Genomic DNA, 17,997 nt, shown 5'->3' on the forward strand with positions numbered 1-17,997 from the left:
CACGCAAGAAGGCAGGCAGGGGTAAATTGCATTCACCCGCACAAGGAATGAGGCGTAAAAAGGTAGCGATCGAGGACAGGAGAGCTTTGTTGAGAAAAATTAAATAATTATAAGTTTTTGATAACTGGGGACGAGACTTTTTTGTCCCTCAAACTTTTGAAATCGAAAAATTGCATCCCCTTTGATTTTCCCGACGTAACCCCCCACTGGGAAAGCCTTATAGAAATATCCCCCCCACTTACGGCTCCCCTCCTCACTCCTCACTCCTCACTCCTCACTCCTTATGTAATTTTCGCTACAAAAAACTCTTTCAAAGTTAAGTTTAGTGTTTTAAAGTCAGAGATTTCTCACAGAATAGATCATCGCTAAGTAATATGTTCAGCACAATATTGATTATTATGCAGAACAGGTGATCTTGCGGGTAAGCTGGCGGATAATCACAGAGCGACTTTAAAACATACTGGCTAGGAAATAAGGGCATGGTAGTGGCACAAGAAAGACCGTCGTTGGCTAATGTTTTCCGTCAACTCAGTGGTAGTGCCTTCCCGCCTGTGGTGGAAACCTATGAGCGGGGCAAAACCATTTTCTTTCCTGGCGACCCAGCAGAGCGGGTTTACTTCCTGCTAAAGGGGGCGGTGAAGCTTTCCAGGGTCTATGAGGCGGGAGAGGAAATTACGGTAGCCCTGCTGCGGGAAAATAGCGTATTTGGCGTACTCTCCCTGATTACTGGACAAAAAGCCGATCGCTTCTATCATTCAGTTGCATTTACCCCAGTAGAATTACTCTCAATCCCGATCGAGCAGGTTGAGAAAGCGTTGAAGGAAAATCCTGATCTGTCAATGATTATGCTTCAGGGGCTTTCATCGCGGATTCTGCAAACTGAGATGATGATTGAAACCCTGGCCCATCGGGATATGGGTTCTCGGTTGGTCAGCTTTTTGCTGATTCTTTGCCGCGATTTTGGAGTGCCCAGCCCTGAAGGAATTACGATCGACCTGAAACTATCCCATCAAGCCATTGCTGAGGCGATCGGTTCTACTCGCGTGACGGTGACTCGTCTGCTGGGGGACTTGAAGCAGGATCAAATGATCTCGATTCACAAAAAGAAGATCACGGTACATAACCCCGTGACCTTGAGCCAGCAGTTTACTTAGGATTAGGGATTGAATAACCTCCCAAGAGGAACCCACCCCAAGCCCCTCCCAGGAGGGGATTTACTGGAGATCGCTTTTTAACAAGAATTCTCTCGCATTTTCCCTATTGGGAGGGGGCAGGGCTTTTTTCCGCACAGTTATCACTATCTCCACCTCCTCTGCACCTGGAGGTTCTTTAACAATGCTGTCAATTTTGCTAGCTTTTGTCCTAGGATCCATTTTGGGATCGTTTAGTATTTCATTTATCTTGTCCGAATTCTCTTCTAGCCGCTTTAATTCTTCTTCTTTAGTAGCCATAGCAACTCTCCTGACTTTCTTCGTCATCGAGAAGCCGTATACCCTCTCTGAAAAAACTTCGAGACTCACTCCTCACTCAAACGAAGGGTAAGTATTTGCATCTCTACTCATATTCTTATGCTGATCACTCATTCCGTCAGCATGATGTTAGGAAAATATACTTAAATCTCTTCAGGGTCAACCCCTAAGGCTCGTAACCGTTCTGCAAGTTGAGTCGATCGTTGTTCTGCCGCATCTGCACGCTGTTCTGCTGCTTCTGCCCGTTGTCTGGCTGCTTCTGCCTGTTCAGCGATTTCAAGGTAACTCAGAAAGGGTTTGCCGTCAGGGTGCGTCAGTTGGAGCGTTTCTGGAAGCAGAGCAAATTGGATTTTCAAGCGAGGGCTTTCCCAGGTTGAAATGGGTTCAATCACTTCTAATCCATCTCCTCCTCGCAAAAAGCCCCGAAGCTGATTCTGATCTGGATCGTAGATGTAATATTCTTCTACACCATACCGCTCAAAAAATAGAAGTTTCCTGTCCATCTCGTTTTGCGTGTTGCTGGGAGAGAGAATTTCAAACACAACCTGTGGTGCAATGTTGTCTTCTTCCCATTGTTTGTATGATCCTCGCTTCCCTTTCGGTCTACCCAGCACTACCATGACATCTGGAGCCACAACAATATCATTGCGGCCCTCTACGGGATACCAGAATAAATCCCCTGCAACGAAGACATTGGGATTCTCTGCGAACAACCAGTCCAGGTTTTGCTGGATAGTGACAATCCAACGAAATTGTTCTGTGTTGTTCGCCATTGGCTGTCCGTCACTATCAGGATAAGTAACAGATGGAGTTGAAGATATTTGCGTCTGGGAAACCATGAGCAAACCTCGACAGGATGGAATATGGCCTTTTCCTCAAGATAGTCAATTACTGGCTGCGCTGGGTAGATTGGCAAACTGCGCTGTTTTAAGGTTCTGAAGTTCTAATGCTTTATTGAGAAGTAGGGACGAACCGTTTGATCGTCAGGTAAACAATTGTTCGTCCCCATTCCTGAAGCTTAGAGCACTAAACGTCTGGGGGATCGGGTGGCTCTGCGATTGGGTGCCGTCTGCCTGTGAACCGTGGGCTGTTGCTCAGGAGAAGCGATCGCTGGGCTTAGGGCGGAAATAGCCTGAACAAACTGCGGATCCTCAGTTGTGCCCCATTGGTCTGAAGAGAGGGCTTGCGACTGATCTTCAGCGATCGGCACTATGCGATCCGGGGCAATGCCACGACGGTTGATATCCAGCCCTGATGGGGTGTAGTAACGGGCGATCGTTACATTTAACCCAGAGCCATCTGAAAGCGTATTCACCGACTGCACCAGGGCTTTGCCAAAGGTTTGGGTGCCGACAATTACAGCTCGCTGATTATCCTGTAAGGCTCCCGCCAGCACCTCACTGGCACTGGCAGAGTTACCGTTCACCAACACCGCCAGGGGTAAATTAGTCAGAGCCGTTTGGTCAGCCTGAACCCGGTTCTCTCGGTCATGGCGATTCACCGTACGGACAATATCTCCGTCATTCAACCACATCCGGGCGATCGCAATACTCTGGTTCAGTCTGCCCCCTGGATTGTTGCGCAGATCCAGAACAAACCCATCCACCTGTTGCGCCTGCAAACTTTGAATGGCTCGCTCCATTTCTTCGGCTGCATGGGCATTGAAATCACGCAGGCGAATGTAGCCGATTCGTTGACCACCAGTGGTGTGAACTGCGGAGGTGACGGTCTGGAGTTGAATGCGAGAGCGAGTCAGCCGGACTGATCGAGTAGACTCTCCACGGCGCATCGTCAGCCATACCGGAGAACCCGCTTCTCCCCGAATCAATCGCACTGCATCCTCCACCATCATTCCCTCGGTGCTTTGCCCATCAATTCGTTGCAGCACATCCCCTGGTTGAATTCCCGCAGCGGCAGCAGGTGAATTTTCGATCGGTTGAACGACAGTTAGAGCCTGGGTGCTGGGGTCAGCCCGTAGTTGGATCCCCACTCCCACTAACTCGCCATTGGTTCGATTGCGAAACGATTGGAACTCCTCAGGCGACATGAAGCGAGTGTAGGGGTCGTTCAACAGGCTAAGTTCCTGGCGCAGGGCTTCATAGGCAGCCTCACGAGAAGCATACTCCTGGGAGAGTAGGGTTTGGCGAACACTTTGCCAATCAACCTGATTAAACTGCGGATCAACATACTCACGATTGACAATCTGCCAGGCTTCATCCAGAACGGCTTTAGAACTCGATTGCAGGTTTGCCTGGGCTGCAAGGGTGAGGGCAGGCATTCCCATCAGGGCAAGGGCAGCAGTGAGGATGAAGCGTTTGTAAGTTTGATGCATTGGGGGTAAGGGTGAGTTAACAGAGGGTGATGAAACAGAACAGTTGATCTGAATAGTTGATCTGAAATTTGGGGGGATTTGTCCCAGACGATCGAGCTTGAAAGGCGCAACCGTCTGACGATTCATCCACAACCCAGTGGCGGGATCCATTGATGGGATCGAGGAACCATTGAAATTGGGCCAGCCAGAACAGGCAAACCCATGCACCCGGAATCGCCTTACGGAGGTTAGTAGGAGGGAAATCGGCTGACATCAGTGTTTCTAGGTATTGCAACCCTGATCCACCATGAAGCAGGCATGAACCACCCGCCCGGAGTCAGTGATATCCACTGAAGCAAGGTGGACTTAGAGTGCCCACTTCAATCCAAACTTTCCCAAGTCGAGTTACTTTTTCATAAATTCTTTCGGTTTGATTTTTAGTTGGCTAAGGAAAAACCGATCGTACTTTGCGCCCTGAGACCAGTCGAACTGTGCGCCCTAAGACCAGTCGAAACGGTGGTGGATCGCTGGTTGACTGACAAATCTTTTCCCGTAGCGATTGGTCTAGCGATTGATCTGTAGAGATGCACTGCTAACGGAAATCAATCCTTAGAGAGATGTACTGCTAACGGAAATCAATCACCCGAATTAGTCACCACCATGATATTCTCTCCGAATTCTAAAAGCTCGGAATGACATCAAAATGACAAATATGTGACAGGGCAAATATGTGACAGGGCAACGACTTCGACGAAAAACCGATACAGTAAGTAAAGGAATATAAAGAATTTTCAGAAAAGGTTCAGACCATCCATGCGTGTAATTTTGATGACAGGTAAGGGAGGCGTAGGCAAAACCTCTGTGGCGGCAGCGACAGGGCTACGCTGTGCGGAATTGGGTCACAAAACCCTGGTGCTGAGTACGGATCCAGCCCATTCCCTGGCTGACAGCTTTGACATGGAGTTGGGCCACGATCCTCGGCAAGTTCGCCCCAACCTGTGGGGAGCCGAGCTAGATGCCCTGATGGAGCTAGAGGGAAATTGGGGAGCCGTCAAGCGATACATTACCCAGGTGCTTCAGGCGAGAGGATTGGAAGGTGTTGAAGCCGAAGAATTAGCGATTCTGCCAGGGATGGATGAAATTTTTAGCCTGGTACGGATGAAGCGGCACTATGATGAAGGCGAGTTTGATGTGCTGATTATCGATTCAGCTCCGACCGGAACAGCCCTGCGCCTCTTGAGTTTGCCGGAAGTGGCCGGCTGGTACATGCGGCGATTTTACAAACCCCTGCAAGCCGTATCCGCTGCCCTTAGACCGTTAGTAGAACCACTGTTCCGTCCGATCGCCGGATTTTCCCTGCCCGATCAGCAGGTGATGGAAGCGCCCTACGAGTTCTATCAGCAAATTGAGGAGCTAGAAAAAGTATTAACCAACAACACGCTAACCTCAGTGCGGCTGGTGACGAACCCCGAAAAGATGGTGATTAAAGAATCGCTGCGGGCCCATGCCTACCTGAGTCTTTACAACGTGGCAACGGATATGGTGGTTGCCAACCGGATTATTCCCGACAGTGTGACCGATCCTTTCTTTCAACGCTGGAAGGAGAATCAGCAGCAATACCGTCAGGAAATTCACGATAATTTCCGTCCTCTGCCGATCAAGGAAGTCCCGCTTTACTCTGAAGAAATGTGTGGACTGGCAGCCCTCGATCGCCTCAAGGAAACCCTTTACGCCGATGAAGATCCATCGCAGGTGTACTACAAGGAGACGACCCTGCGGGTGGTACAGGAGCAAAATCAGTACAGCCTGGAGGTTTATTTGCCGGGAATCCCCAAGAACAAGGTAGAACTGAGCAAAACGGGCGATGAGCTCAACATTCGGATTGGCAACCATCGACGCAACCTGGTACTGCCGCAAGCATTAGCCGCCCTGCAACCCGCTGGAGCCAAAATGGAGGAGGACTATCTCAAAATCCGATTTGCTCAGTAGGTTCAGAACGGGCTGAAAATTTAATTTTTATTTAATTTCAGCAGCAATCGGTTAATTCTATCTATCGCTCTATTGCCATAGAAGGTTTGAATGATACAATCTGGGGTTAGATCAACGGTTGGAATCCGTCATCACCTACATGGGTAAATTTGCATGAAAACAGCGGAGTCTGTGCCGACAGAAGTGGTTCAGCAAGTGGCTGAGTACTTCGGGGTATTGAGTGAACCGATGCGATTACGTCTCCTCAACCTATTACGAGATGGGGAGAAGTGTGTCCAGGATTTGGTAGAGGCAACTCAAACCAGCCAGGCCAATGTCTCAAAGCACCTGAAGGTGATGCTGCAAGCTGGGATTTTGACTCGTCGCAGTGAGGGCACCTCCGCCTACTACAGCGTGTCCGATGAGTTGATTTTTGAACTATGTACGCTAGTTTGCGATCGGTTAGCCAGTCGAATTGAGCAGCAAGCCCAGTACTTCCGAGCCTTTAGTTTGACCAGCAAACAATAGGCTTTTCAGCTTGCAAGGCTACTACAGTTTGCTGGATCCTCGATTCCTCTAGGGATCTGCGATCAACTGGCATCCCAATTTTTGAAAACATCGGCTGTAAGGGCGCACAGCAGTGTGCCCCTAACGGGTATGTTATCTTGCGTATCCCCCTATGCTGAAAAATGCTGCTTCAACACTTCCCAGCGGGAACAGTGCCAGTAGTCCACGTGGGAGATGATTAGATCCTGCTCATTCAGGGTCAATTCGCTCCAGCCAGGAATGCTGATGCGGGGATTCCAGGGTAGGGGTGTATTCCAGCTCAGTGTCCAGTCAGTGCGAATGGTATTATCAGAACGCTGAATCTGATGCAGATCAAGCTGAGGCTGGCGAAACCAGGTATCGATGAACTGGAGCATTTGGCGGTAGCGATCGCACCCACGAAACTCGTTCATCGGGTCTTTGAAATATACATCGTCGGCATAAATGCTGTAGGTTTGATGCTTAGGAAAGTTACGATAGTCTTCCTGCAAAATGTCGAGGATGTCCATGATTAGCCAGCGACTTCAGCGAGGGGGATCAATGCCCATGAGGGCAAATGGGTGTACTCAAAACGGGCTACGGGCCAGCCTTGTCAGCCTTGCCGCCCTTACCATTATTCCTAGCCTAGCACCTGCGGCCCAGGCTACTCCATCTGAAGCGGCTCTAGAGAGCTGTCAACAGCGGATTGCCACTGAATTACCTGGAACTGCGATCGAGCTGATTCCTGGCTTAGAACTGTTTGACTTAACCCTGATCCGATGGCAAACCGATCGCGGCTCAGGCTTTTGCCGGGTGACCTCCACCGGAGAAATCGTCGAATTTATCAATCCTTTTGCTCTCCCCAGGGGGCAACGACCGATCGAGAGCCTGATTATTTTTGAAACCGATGAATACACTGTGCGTGTGTTGCGCCTGGTGGAACAACTGTACCTGACGGTCTACGATCGAGCGGCTTCTGAGGTGGAGCTAGATCGCGCCTTAGCCCAGGTGACTGAATCCGATGAACAAACCATCTACACCAACTTGCTGGGACAAACCCGGTATCAGGCGATCGTTTCTTCTGAAGGGGAATACCGATTGGTGATTCGATCGAGGGGGGTTACTACCTATGAAGCTTTGGGGGAGGCGATCGCTGTCACGGAGCCACGTTTGTAGCCACGTTTGTAGAGAGGGGTAGGTACAAAAAGAGAGTTGATTTCGTCCTGAGTTGCAAGATGCCCACCCCACAAGAGGCTAGTTGACTGGGCGGGCAAGATGCCCACCCCACAAGAGGAAGGCAAACAGGCGGAGAGTGAATGGCAGGCAAGATGCCTGCGCTACGGGTTGGTGCTACCCGAACATTAGTTCTGGAGAGTTTGCCCCACTCCCTCTCCTTGCTCCTTCCTGCCTCCTGCCTCCTCACTCCTCACTCCTCACTTACGTATATTGATATTGCAATTCTGCAAACTAAACAGTCTTATTCTATAAAGATATAAAGAACCTTAAAGGACTTTTTTGTTCTCGATGCTATGTCAATCTCAATTTAAATCGCTTGACTTTTTTCAGGATCGTAAAAAGTTATATCAGTTTCTTGACTTTTGTCGCCAAAAATCGATCGCAGAGTGTCATCCGAAAATTGTCAGCATTTCCTTAGAAATTGATGCAATCGATCCACTCATCGCCCTTTATAACCTCGTCCAACCTGATCAATGCCATTTCTATTTTGAAAATCGAGAGTGTGATCGGGCGATTGCTGCGATCGGTGCGGTGCGATCGGTTCAACTTCATGGAGCACAGCGATTTTCTCGGGCACAACTGTTCATTCAAGATTGCTTAAATCATTTGATTTCTAATCACTCCTCTGAATACGTTGTTGCCCCCCAATTTTTTTGTAGCTTCACTTTCTTTGATCAGGCGGTTGAATCCCATCAGCCCTTTCCACCTGCCACCATCTTCCTACCTCAATGGCAGATTTCTTGCTGGCAATCGGAATGTGTGGTGATTACAAATTTAATTGTTGATTCTGATACAGAAATTGACCATCTTTCAGAAACAATCTGGCAAGAATTCCAGGCAATTCAGCGGCAGCAATATCATCCTTTTTTATTTTCTTCCCCCCTTCAACCCATCTTTAATTGGGAGATTAACAACCCTCATGACTTTCAGAAAACCGTGATCTCAGCACTGGAATCGATTCAGCGACGACAGTTAGAAAAGCTGGTTTTGGCCAATGCGGTAGATGTTGTATCGCCTTTACCCTTTCAGTGGGGACATTCTTTACATAATCTTCGGCAGGTCTACCCCGATTGCTATGTGTTCTCGGTCAGCAATGGTAAGGGGCAGTATTTTATCGGAGCCAGCCCTGAGCGACTTCTGAGCGTTCAAAATCAACGGTTGGTGACAGATGCCCTGGCCGGGTCTGCGCCTAGAGGACGATCGCGGGAAGAGGATGACGCACTGGCCAAACGATTATTGGAGAGTGACAAGGAACGACGAGAGCATCAAGTTGTAGTAGATTTTATTACCCAACAACTGGCTCAATTTGGACTAAAAATTCACCTTGCCAATGAACCCACTCTGCTGCGGCTGTCCAATATTCAGCATCTCCATACCCCCATGCGGACAACGCTTCCTAACACAATCCATCCCCTGGAATTACTCGCTCAACTGCATCCGACTCCGGCTGTGGCAGGTTTGCCCAGGGATATAGCCTGTGAACAAATTCGGCACTATGAAAGCTTTTGCCGATCGCTCTACGCCGCTCCCCTAGGCTGGGTCGATGCCCAGGGCAATGCTGAATTTATTGTCGGGATTCGATCGGCTCTTTTGGATGGCCATTGCGCCCGGCTTTATGCTGGAGCAGGAATTGTTGCGGGGTCTGACCCCCAGCGTGAAATGGCAGAGGTACAACTCAAACTTCAGGCCCTTTTAAGAGCATTGGTTTAGCGGCCGATCGGGGGTCGAGCCGGGTCAACCCTGCCCGGTAGAAGCATACTGCTGTACGCCCTGTGCCGATTCTATTCCCTCGCCTGATACTGCGAACACGCTTCGCACGGGCCAAACGGATTCACCGCACAGCGAATGTAGCTCGATCGCGCATTAAATTTGCATGACCAATCGCCAATCACATAGCCAATCCCCTCGGCGTACTGGTGTTCGGGGGGAAGGGCAAGGCTGGGTAAGCCCCTGGAGGAAACCGACTCGAGCGCCAACCTCAAGCGTTCCTGTGCTCTGATGCCCGCCCGCCGCATCATCCAAACAGAAAGAATAGATGGAGTTAAGCCTAAAACAATGATGAAAAATGCAATCATTACGGTGTTCTACAGGTTCTAAAACAACCGATCGCTAATCGCTAATCGCTAATCGCCCATCATCAATCGAGCATCGCCCATCACGAAGCACTAATCATCCAATGGTAGATTTAAGCCTCCAAACCGCAGGCTTTGATCTTTACCTCAGACGAGATTGCTGACTAGTATTACGCACACACCAGGGGATTGGCAACATTTTCTCCCGTCAGGCTAAAGGCGCGTACCGTTGTAATTCGTACCGGAACCACCTGTCCCTTCAGTTCTGCAATGTCTCCCGTGAAGAAAGTCAGACGATTGCCGCGCGTCCGTCCCATCACCTGAGTTGGATCCTTGGGATTTTGATCCTCCACCAAAACCTCTTCCAACCGACCCAAATACCGCTGCGATCGTTCGGCAGCTCTGATAGAGACGAGATGATTCAGGCGTTGGAGGCGATCGCTCTTTTCATCTTCGGCAAGCTGATTATCCCAAAGAGCGGCTGGCGTACCGGGACGGGGAGAGTAGGCAGCGGTATTAAGCTGATCAAACCCAATGTCATCCACCAGGCTCAGGGTGTTTTGGAATTGTTCCTCCGTTTCCCCCGGAAAACCAACGATCGCATCGGCACTGATGGACGCATCTGGCATATAGCGACGAATCGTATCGATAATCCGACGATATTTTTCGTGGGTATAACCTCGCGCCATTGCCTTCAGGACTGCGTTATCGCCCGACTGAAAAGGAATATGAAAATGTTCACAGACCTTGGGCAATTCTGCACAGGCGCGGATCAGTCGCTCGGTAAAATAGCGGGGATGGCTGGTAGCAAAGCGAATCCGCTCAATGCCAGGGACATCGTGAACGAAGTAGAGCAAATCCGTCAGGGTATGCTGATGGCGACCTGCCGCCGTCACCCCCGGTAAGTCTCGCCCGTAGGCATCAATGTTTTGCCCCAGTAAGGTAATTTCCTTGAAGCCCTGCCGTCCCAATTCCTCTATTTCCGCCCGAATCGCTTCCGGAGTGCGGGACTGCTCCACACCTCGTACATTCGGGACAACGCAATAGGTACAGCGTTCATTGCAGCCGTAGATCACATTGACCCAGGCAGTGACGGTGCTATCCCGACGCGGTTTAGTAATGTCTTCAAAAATATGAACTGGCTCGGTCGCTACGATCTGATTGCCATCAAACACCTGTTCCAGCAGATCGCGCAATCGATTTGCATGTTGGGGCCCCATCACCAGATCCAACTCTGGAACCCGACGCAGCAGCAGTTCTCCCTCTTGTTGAGCCACACATCCCGCTACGATTAGGGTCAAGTCAGGCTTTTCGTGCTTCCGCTTCACCTGCCGCCCCAGATAGGAATACACCTTCTGCTCGGCATTGTCTCGAATTGTGCAGGTATTGTAGAGAACCAGATCGGCTTGCTCTGGGTCTTCTGCCCATTGGAAGCCCATCTCTTCCAAAATCCCAGCCATACGTTCCGAGTCTGCCTTATTCATCTGGCAGCCAAAGGTGGTGATGTGGTATTGACGAGGCAAGTGAGTCATAGGTGTGCGCTGTGGATGCGATCGAACTCCCAAAATTCCAGGGAAGGCTAAAAAATCAGGGAAGACTAAAAGAGTGGCAGTCAATTCCACCACTCTGATTAAGCTTCATCCTCATATTATAGGTCGTTGGCTGTTATGCCGATGCATCCAACTGAAGCATAAAGAAACCCCGGCAAAAATTACCGGGGAACGTCCAATGGTGTGCTACTAAATTTCAGAGTTCCCCATTTCCTGGAGCAACTAACACCGAATTGATCAATGGCGTTACAAAAAAAAGTGATCATGGTTACAAAATGGGTCTTATTGTCTTACCCAGGTTAGAAGCTTTATTCCCGTTTCTAAAAATCACTGAATTTTCGCGTTTTGATAATCCGCCCTTTGCTAGACGCTGGTATCTACTACCGACCGATACGCTGAATCACAGCATCTACAACTGCTTCAACGCAGGAAGTAGGCTTATTAATTTTTTCAACGTATGCAGGCTTTGCACCTATGAGTCCGATCGTTTCTTTCCTCAAGCGAATCCGCATTGACAAAATTCTACTGATTTTTGTCGCAGGATTCATGCTGTTTTTTAGTGTTGCCTGTAGTAATGGCACTGAAACCGGAGCCAGACCCCACAATCCTCCTGTACAGGCAGGTGGAGCCAATAATCCCTACAAAGGGAGCGGAGATAGTTACACCCAATATCGGCAGCCCTCTAATCCGAATGTAAGCCTTGATCAACATAAGTCTTAGCGGATTAAGGCTTAATGCAGCGATTCAATGCATCTCAGCTAAAGTGCATTGAATTTGGGTCAAACCCAGTTCACATCATCAGCCCAATCGATCGCAGCCCAATCGATCGCTGACATTACTTGGAAGTAACAATACTGGAAACATAACTGGAAACATAATTGGAGTTGATCATGATTAATCAGTTTTTTGGCAGCCTTGCCAACCGTTTCTCATTTTTCAAACGATTTCATCTACAGCGAATTTTTATTGTTATTCTCGCAGGGTTTTTAGTTTTATCCGCCACTGCTTGCAGCAATAAAGTTGATTCACCTCAGGCTTCTGACACTGGTTCCTACCGGGAGCGTGTGGGTCAACCTTCTGGGGTTCGAGAGTTCAGTGGGCGATCGGATACCAGGGAACGTCCCAGCCTGAATACCTACAACGATTATGGTCAGTATGGTTCGGGTGAAACGAGTGGATTGTCTCCCAAGGCAAAGGAATTAGTTCGGAATGCTGAACGGAATGTTAATCGGCAGATCAAAGATGGAGAAGATCTGGTTGATAATATCCGCAGCGGTAAGCCCCTGGATGAAAGAGTCAGCGATTTGTCTGAACGAGTTGGCGATCGAGCTAAACAGTTTGGAGAAAACGTATCTGAAGGAACCCAAGAAAACTTCCAAACCCTGCAAGATAATGCAGAAAGTGCAGGACGAACCATTCAGCGCACTGCAAGAGATGCGACCTGAGATCGACAAACAGATCTGAAAGTAAAGATCTCATTTAGAGATCTCATCTCTAGCTGTAGCACCCTGTTGTTTTAGACCCAATCTAGGAGAAATTAAATCATGACCTATAGCGATCAACCGTATCGTGATCCAGAACGCCGTGTCGCCGATCGTCCTGTTGCAGTTCCGGCGGCTGTAGACTATCACGATCGCGTTCGATGGGGCCCCATCCTTGCGGGTTTAGTGCTGGCTATTACAGCACAATTGGTGTTGAGTGGAATTGGTGCAGCGATCGGTCTATCAGCGGTTGCAGCCGCCGACAACCCTCAGCAGGCAGCCGCTGATGTGGGAACAGGCGTGGGGATTTGGCCCATCATTAGCTTGTTGATTGCACTGTTCCTGGGTGGCTGGCTCACGACCCGCCTATGTGGCCCGATGAACCGTAGCACAGCTTTGCTGAATGGTACTGTCCTCTGGGCAACGACGATCGCCCTGAGTGCGTGGTTGTTAACGAGTGGTGTAGCAGGTGCCTTTGGTGTAATTGGTGCCAACCTGGGTGAAATTATTAACCAGACTCAGACAGGAACGGCTGGAACCACTGAAGGATTAGATCAACAGCAAGTCCGGCAGATTGCTGAAAATGCGGCCACTGCGGGTTGGACCTTTGCCTTTGGGGCATTGTTGGGATTAATTGCTACTCTAGTCGGAGCAACTCTAGGAGCACGTCCTCCCCGTCAGCCTATCACTGCCGCTGCGCCTCCTGTTCCTCCCTCCGATGTGGACAGACCTTACACGCGGTAGGGCACTGTGAGATCCTTGTGAGATCACCGTGAATCGCCGTGAAAATTACTGTGCCATTGTCCTGGTTGATCCTGCTGTAGGGGCGCATAGCAACCCGCCTTTATTGAATCGCAACCTTTGATCGCAACTGATGATCAACCGCTGTGGAAGCAAGTTCTTCCATGCACTGCACCCTCTAGCTACTGGTTAGGGGGTGTCTTTTGTTGGAGCGACTCAACATCCCGGTAAAATAGGGAGACAATTCAGTTTGCCAGAGGTTCAGAAGTCATGACTGATTCATCTGTAGAGATGCCACCCCGCGCCAAGCTGCTCTACTACTTAGATACCACCCTGGAAGCCGATCGAGAATTTGCTGCGATCGAATATGCAGCAAGCGGCATGCTGGACTTGACTCATCCTGAAACGTTGCAGGAACTGGATCTAAGTATTGCGTTGAAAACGATTCAATGTAAGGCGGAAGCAGCCCGAAAAATCATTCAATGGTTGGCTGACCATCCTCACCATGTTTAGTACAGACTGAACGTCAGCCAGATTGGGCTTGATTAAGCGATTTCCGTAGCGCAGGCTTCTTGCCTGCCGGGTAAGCTATTTGTAATGCAAAAGCAAAAATGGGATGTACCCCACTAACCTGATTGCCTAACAAAACTCCTGAAACCTTGACTCTCCTGTTGGAAAAAGTTTTGTTAGTCAACCAGACCACTAACTCTACCAAGCAAAATTAAACCTTAAACAATCGAACCAACATGAACTGGCGATGGCATAAGTTCTTTCTATCTGCACAAACTCGTATTTTAATTTGGCTTGGCATTCTCATATTTCTGTCCGTTGTTATTTCTATTTTCACCATTCGGCAAATTCTGTCCGCTTTGTTAACCGAACGAGTACAACGTTCCCTGGAGCAAGAAATCGAAGAAGTGCAGCGATTGATTGGGGGTCGCAATCCTTCTACAGGAGAGCCATTCGGAGATGATATCGCCTCAATTTTTGATGTCTTTCTAGCCAGAAGTGTCCCTGAAGATGATGAGTTTTTTATCACTTTATTGAATGGTGAAATTTACCAAACCAGCCCGATCGCCCTCCCAGATCGGCTAAATGAACGCTCATCATTTCTACAATCACTAGCTCAGGTGAAGCACCCCCAACAGGGAACTAAAAAGATTGGTTGGGAAACGATAATTTACCTGGCTTATCCGATCGAAACGAATGGAGATGGCACGTCTCAGGGAGTGTTTGTGGTGATCCAACTCCTGGAAAACAAACAGCGAGAAATTGATGATGCGGTGCTGGTTGCCGCCAAGGTGATTGGCCTAGTGATGCTGGTTGCCCTGGGGTTAGCCTGGGTGGCCATTGGTCGCGTTTTGTCTCCCCTCAAACTCCTGACTGAAACCGCTCGATCGATTCACGATGTGACACAAAATCTGGATCAGCGCATTCCCATTCGAGGGGCAGATGAAATTACGGAACTCACGATGACCTTCAACCAGATGCTCGATCGCCTGCAAACTTCATTTGCGACCCAGCGGGAGTTTATCAACGATGCCAGCCACGAATTTCAAACGCCCATCACCGTCATCCGAGGTCATCTTGACCTGCTGCTGGTTCACCTGCTGGATCAAACTGCGCCTGAAATGCGGGATGCAGTGAATTTAATGCATGATGAACTCGATCGGATGAGTCGGTTGGTTGACGATCTATTGCTACTCGCCAAAGCTGAACGCCCTGATTTTTTATCGCTGGAACTGGTAGATGTCGATCGTCTGACGCAGGAACTACATGCCAAGGCGACAGCCCTGGCTCCCCGCAACTGGCAACTGGCTTCAACCGTCTCAATTCGGATTGTGGCAGATCGACAGCGCATTACTCAAGCAGTGATGAATCTGGTGCAAAATGCCGTAGAACACACCCATCCTGAAGACACCATAGAGCTAGGCTCAAAACTCACTGAAGACCCAACCATTAAAGGAATTTGCTTTTGGGTGCGCGATACAGGCATTGGGATTCACCCAGATGATCAGGTTCGCATTATGCAGCGATTTGCCCGTGCCACCAATACTCGACGAAAATCGCATGGAGCGGGGCTGGGACTGGCGATCGTCAAAGCGATTGCAGCAGCTCATGGAGGACGGGTCAGTGTCTCCAGTAAACTAGGAGAAGGCTCACAATTTAACATTACCATTCCCCTTGATCCACCTCAGGAAGCGACATTCCGATGAGTCACATTCTAATCGCAGAAGACGAACCTCGCATCTCAGCATTCCTCCAAAAGGGGTTACAGGCGCACGGTTTTACGACGACGCTGGCAGAGGATGGCGTTCAGGCCGTTTACCTGGGACAAAAAGGCGAGTTTGATCTTTTAATTTTGGATTTGGGACTACCTGAAAAAAGCGGTCATGAAGTTATTCAGGAGCTACGGCACCAGGGCAAACAGATGCCCATCATTATTCTGACCGTTATTCAAGACGTGAAAGATAAGGTCAAGGCTTTAGAATCGGGAGCAGATGATTATGTCACCAAACCGTTTGCGCTAGAAGAATTGATTGCTCGGATTCGGGTGCAGTTGCGCTACAAACGATCGCCCCAACCAATGGAGCAAATGATTACGACCATAGGTGACTTGGAAATTAATTTTCGGCAGCGCAGCGTTCAGTATAAAGGGCGAAAGGTTGAACTATCAACCCGTGAATTTACGCTATTAGAACTGCTGGCTCGTCAGCCTGGACAGGTTTGGACAAGAGAAGACTTGCTCGACCAAGTTTGGGGTTATGATTATGCACCCACGTCCAATACTGTCGATGTATATATTGGTTATTTGAGAAAAAAATTAGGATCAGGATTAATTCAAACGGTTAGAGGACTTGGCTATCGGCTGCAAGTTTAAGAAGACTCTCATCTGTTTTCAGAAATTTCTCATTGTTCCTGGGCAACAGTTTTTTAGGATGGGATAGATCATCACTTGACTTTGAAATGGTCTATTGCAGAGCCATGTTTTTGATGGCGATCGGCTCCAGTTAACTGATATGGAAAATGGTATAAAAAATGAACGTTTTCTCATGTTCTATCAGAAAAGACTCATGAAAGCTGACTTAATAATCGCTTAATCTAAGTTTAACTCTCCCCCTTCCCATCCTTAAGATGGTTGTCTAAGGCATCTGACAACGGTAAGCTCCCAAGCCTTTCTGAGTCCAGGCAGAAAGCTGCTCCTGCGATAGGTACGGGCCATCGCATATCTTCCGTTTGTTGAGATGTAGAACAATGAACCCACGAACCCAGTCCAGTCCAGATCAACCCGATCGAATTCCGTCTGAGATGCCCCAGGATGTTCCCCTTCAGGATGATCTCAGGGACTTTCAACTCCGCATTGCCCTCTACTCCCACGACACAATGGGATTAGGGCACAAGCGGCGGAATTTGCTCATTGCCCAGACTTTAGCCCAATCCTTACCCCATGCATCCATTCTGTTAATCAGCGGCATGGTGGAGGGTAGAGAGGAACATTTGCCACAAAACATAGACTATTTAGCCCTTCCCGCGCTGCATAAGTCCATTGATGGGAAGTATTATCCTCGACGGCTGGAACTCTCATTGCAGGAACTAGTGGCCATTCGATCGCAGGTGATTCAGGCTGCCCTGGGAACTTTTGCACCAGACTTGTTCGTCGTAGATAATGTGCCACGCGGAGCCGTGCGGGAGCTAAATCCAGCGTTAGAGCAGTTACGTGCAGGTGGGAAAACCCGCTGTGTGCTAGGGCTGCGGGATGTCTTAGACGAACCGGGAGTAGTGACCCACGAATGGCGACGAACCCTTAATGAAGAGGCAATTCGTCAATATTATGATGGGGTTTGGGTCTATGGCGATCGCACCGTTTTTGACCTGGTGCAGGAATACCAATTTGCACCCGATATTGCAGCGAAAATGCGCTATACCGGGTACTTTGATCAACGCCAAAGATTGCAGTTTACTGAAACATCTGCTGAATCAGTCACCGCATCATCTAAAGATGGGTTACAAGATTTAAATCTACCGGCGGGCAAGCTGGCTCTATGCCTGGTTGGGGGTGGCCAGGATGGAGCGCAGTTGGCTCTACGGTTTGCTCAGGCAGTATTACCGGAAGGCATGAATGGCGTGATTATCACGGGTCCTTTTATGCCAGTGGAAGTCCAACAGCAGATACAGCAATATGCAGCGTCTCACCCTCGTTTGCGGATTCTGACCTATGTGAATGAACCCGCGCAGCTCTTAGACAAAGCAGATTGTCTGGTTTCGATGGGAGGCTATAACACCACCTGCGAGGTGATGTCTTTTGGGAAACGATCGCTGATTGTGCCGCGAGTGGCCCCTCGGTTGGAGCAATGGATTCGGGCCAAACGACTGCATGAGTTGGGTTGGGTTGATGTGCAGCACCCTGATCGGGTCAGTTCCGATAGCATCAGCCAGTGGCTTGCCCAGGAACAAACTTCTCCAGTAAAACTGCGATCGCCGATTGATTTAAACGGGTTAAGCCGTTTACCCAAGTTTGCGTTGGATATCTTGCAAAATTCCGCAAACCCTTCGCAACCTGATGCTCCATTTCACTTACCACTGAATACAAAGTCTGGTTCTCAACCAATCGTTTGCCAGGCTTCTTAGTAAAGTTAAGAAAGG

19 protein-coding genes are annotated in these 17,997 nt (G+C 49.1%); 12 read left to right on the top strand and 7 right to left on the bottom strand.

The window, feature by feature from the left end:
* The first annotated feature begins 479 nt into the window (after positions 1 to 479).
* Positions 480 to 1,154 (top strand): global nitrogen regulator NtcA, encoded by a 675-nt coding sequence (ntcA, locus tag ACM1PF_RS08025; protein ID WP_416673879.1) that lies wholly within the window; start codon positions 480 to 482, stop codon positions 1,152 to 1,154.
* 60 nt (positions 1,155 to 1,214) lie between these two features.
* On the opposite strand, the gene ACM1PF_RS08030 is transcribed toward ntcA, so the two are convergent.
* The 4 genes from ACM1PF_RS08030 to ACM1PF_RS08045 form a co-directional block, all read right to left on the bottom strand.
* Entirely contained in the window at positions 1,215 to 1,451 is a 237-nt protein-coding gene (locus ACM1PF_RS08030) for a hypothetical protein (RefSeq protein WP_416673880.1), read from the bottom strand.
* 161 nt (positions 1,452 to 1,612) lie between these two features.
* Positions 1,613 to 2,308 carry a Uma2 family endonuclease gene (locus tag ACM1PF_RS08035; RefSeq protein ID WP_416673881.1) on the bottom strand — a complete coding sequence of 232 codons (696 nt, stop codon included), beginning with the start codon at positions 2,306 to 2,308 and terminating at the stop codon, positions 1,613 to 1,615.
* A gap of 179 nt (positions 2,309 to 2,487) precedes the next feature.
* Positions 2,488 to 3,801, bottom strand: a complete 1,314-nt coding sequence (locus ACM1PF_RS08040; RefSeq protein ID WP_416673883.1) for a S41 family peptidase — start codon at positions 3,799 to 3,801, stop codon at positions 2,488 to 2,490.
* Between the two features lie 16 nt (positions 3,802 to 3,817).
* Positions 3,818 to 4,054 (bottom strand): hypothetical protein, encoded by a 237-nt coding sequence (locus ACM1PF_RS08045; RefSeq protein WP_416673885.1) that lies wholly within the window; start codon positions 4,052 to 4,054, stop codon positions 3,818 to 3,820.
* 539 nt (positions 4,055 to 4,593) lie between these two features.
* Here ACM1PF_RS08045 and ACM1PF_RS08050 point away from each other — a divergent pair.
* Together ACM1PF_RS08050 and ACM1PF_RS08055 are read left to right on the top strand one after the other, a co-directional pair.
* The gene (locus ACM1PF_RS08050) at positions 4,594 to 5,769 is read left to right on the top strand and encodes a TRC40/GET3/ArsA family transport-energizing ATPase (protein ID WP_416673888.1); all 1,176 of its coding nucleotides are present in this window, start codon (positions 4,594 to 4,596) and stop codon (positions 5,767 to 5,769) included.
* Positions 5,770 to 5,922: 153 nt separating this feature from the next.
* The gene (locus ACM1PF_RS08055; RefSeq protein WP_416673890.1) at positions 5,923 to 6,276 is read left to right on the top strand and encodes an ArsR/SmtB family transcription factor; all 354 of its coding nucleotides are present in this window, start codon (positions 5,923 to 5,925) and stop codon (positions 6,274 to 6,276) included.
* Positions 6,277 to 6,425: 149 nt separating this feature from the next.
* Here the strand turns inward: ACM1PF_RS08055 and ACM1PF_RS08060 are convergent, their stop codons facing one another.
* Positions 6,426 to 6,803 carry a DUF2358 domain-containing protein gene (locus ACM1PF_RS08060; RefSeq protein WP_416673891.1) on the bottom strand — a complete coding sequence of 126 codons (378 nt, stop codon included), beginning with the start codon at positions 6,801 to 6,803 and terminating at the stop codon, positions 6,426 to 6,428.
* Here ACM1PF_RS08060 and ACM1PF_RS08065 point away from each other — a divergent pair.
* Positions 6,802 to 7,449 (top strand): hypothetical protein, encoded by a 648-nt coding sequence (locus ACM1PF_RS08065; RefSeq protein WP_416673893.1) that lies wholly within the window; start codon positions 6,802 to 6,804, stop codon positions 7,447 to 7,449. The genes ACM1PF_RS08060 and ACM1PF_RS08065 overlap by 2 nt on opposite strands.
* A gap of 348 nt (positions 7,450 to 7,797) precedes the next feature.
* The gene (locus tag ACM1PF_RS08070; RefSeq protein WP_416673895.1) at positions 7,798 to 9,219 is read left to right on the top strand and encodes an isochorismate synthase; all 1,422 of its coding nucleotides are present in this window, start codon (positions 7,798 to 7,800) and stop codon (positions 9,217 to 9,219) included.
* Between the two features lie 71 nt (positions 9,220 to 9,290).
* Here the strand turns inward: ACM1PF_RS08070 and ACM1PF_RS08075 are convergent, their stop codons facing one another.
* Together ACM1PF_RS08075 and miaB are read right to left on the bottom strand one after the other, a co-directional pair.
* Entirely contained in the window at positions 9,291 to 9,584 is a 294-nt protein-coding gene (locus tag ACM1PF_RS08075; protein ID WP_416673896.1) for a DUF6464 family protein, read from the bottom strand.
* Between the two features lie 167 nt (positions 9,585 to 9,751).
* Positions 9,752 to 11,113 (bottom strand): tRNA (N6-isopentenyl adenosine(37)-C2)-methylthiotransferase MiaB, encoded by a 1,362-nt coding sequence (gene miaB, locus ACM1PF_RS08080; RefSeq protein WP_416673898.1) that lies wholly within the window; start codon positions 11,111 to 11,113, stop codon positions 9,752 to 9,754.
* 492 nt (positions 11,114 to 11,605) lie between these two features.
* On the opposite strand from miaB, the gene ACM1PF_RS08085 reads away from it, so the two are divergent.
* The 7 genes from ACM1PF_RS08085 (at position 11,606) to ACM1PF_RS08115 (ending at position 17,982) form a co-directional block, all read left to right on the top strand.
* Entirely contained in the window at positions 11,606 to 11,851 is a 246-nt protein-coding gene (locus tag ACM1PF_RS08085; protein ID WP_416673900.1) for a DUF6658 family protein, read from the top strand.
* 170 nt (positions 11,852 to 12,021) lie between these two features.
* Positions 12,022 to 12,576 (top strand): hypothetical protein, encoded by a 555-nt coding sequence (locus tag ACM1PF_RS08090; RefSeq protein ID WP_416673901.1) that lies wholly within the window; start codon positions 12,022 to 12,024, stop codon positions 12,574 to 12,576.
* 99 nt (positions 12,577 to 12,675) lie between these two features.
* On the top strand, positions 12,676 to 13,356 hold the full coding sequence (locus tag ACM1PF_RS08095; RefSeq protein ID WP_416673903.1) for a hypothetical protein: 681 nt from the start codon (positions 12,676 to 12,678) through the stop codon (positions 13,354 to 13,356).
* 267 nt (positions 13,357 to 13,623) lie between these two features.
* On the top strand, positions 13,624 to 13,866 hold the full coding sequence (locus tag ACM1PF_RS08100) for a hypothetical protein (protein WP_416673905.1): 243 nt from the start codon (positions 13,624 to 13,626) through the stop codon (positions 13,864 to 13,866).
* Positions 13,867 to 14,099: 233 nt separating this feature from the next.
* A complete protein-coding gene (locus ACM1PF_RS08105) occupies positions 14,100 to 15,569 on the top strand; it encodes a sensor histidine kinase (RefSeq protein ID WP_416673907.1) in 1,470 nt (489 codons plus the stop codon).
* Complete coding sequence (locus ACM1PF_RS08110; RefSeq protein ID WP_416673908.1) at positions 15,566 to 16,234, top strand: response regulator transcription factor; 669 nt, start codon at positions 15,566 to 15,568, stop codon at positions 16,232 to 16,234. The genes ACM1PF_RS08105 and ACM1PF_RS08110 overlap by 4 nt, the downstream gene beginning before the upstream one ends.
* Before the next feature lie 374 nt (positions 16,235 to 16,608).
* Positions 16,609 to 17,982 carry a glycosyltransferase family protein gene (locus tag ACM1PF_RS08115; RefSeq protein ID WP_416673909.1) on the top strand — a complete coding sequence of 458 codons (1,374 nt, stop codon included), beginning with the start codon at positions 16,609 to 16,611 and terminating at the stop codon, positions 17,980 to 17,982.
* Positions 17,983 to 17,997: the final 15 nt, after the last annotated feature.

This window comes from Egbenema bharatensis FJBBOT/2019 (genome assembly GCF_048077055.1).
GTDB lineage: Bacteria > Cyanobacteriota > Cyanobacteriia > Elainellales > Elainellaceae > Egbenema > Egbenema bharatensis.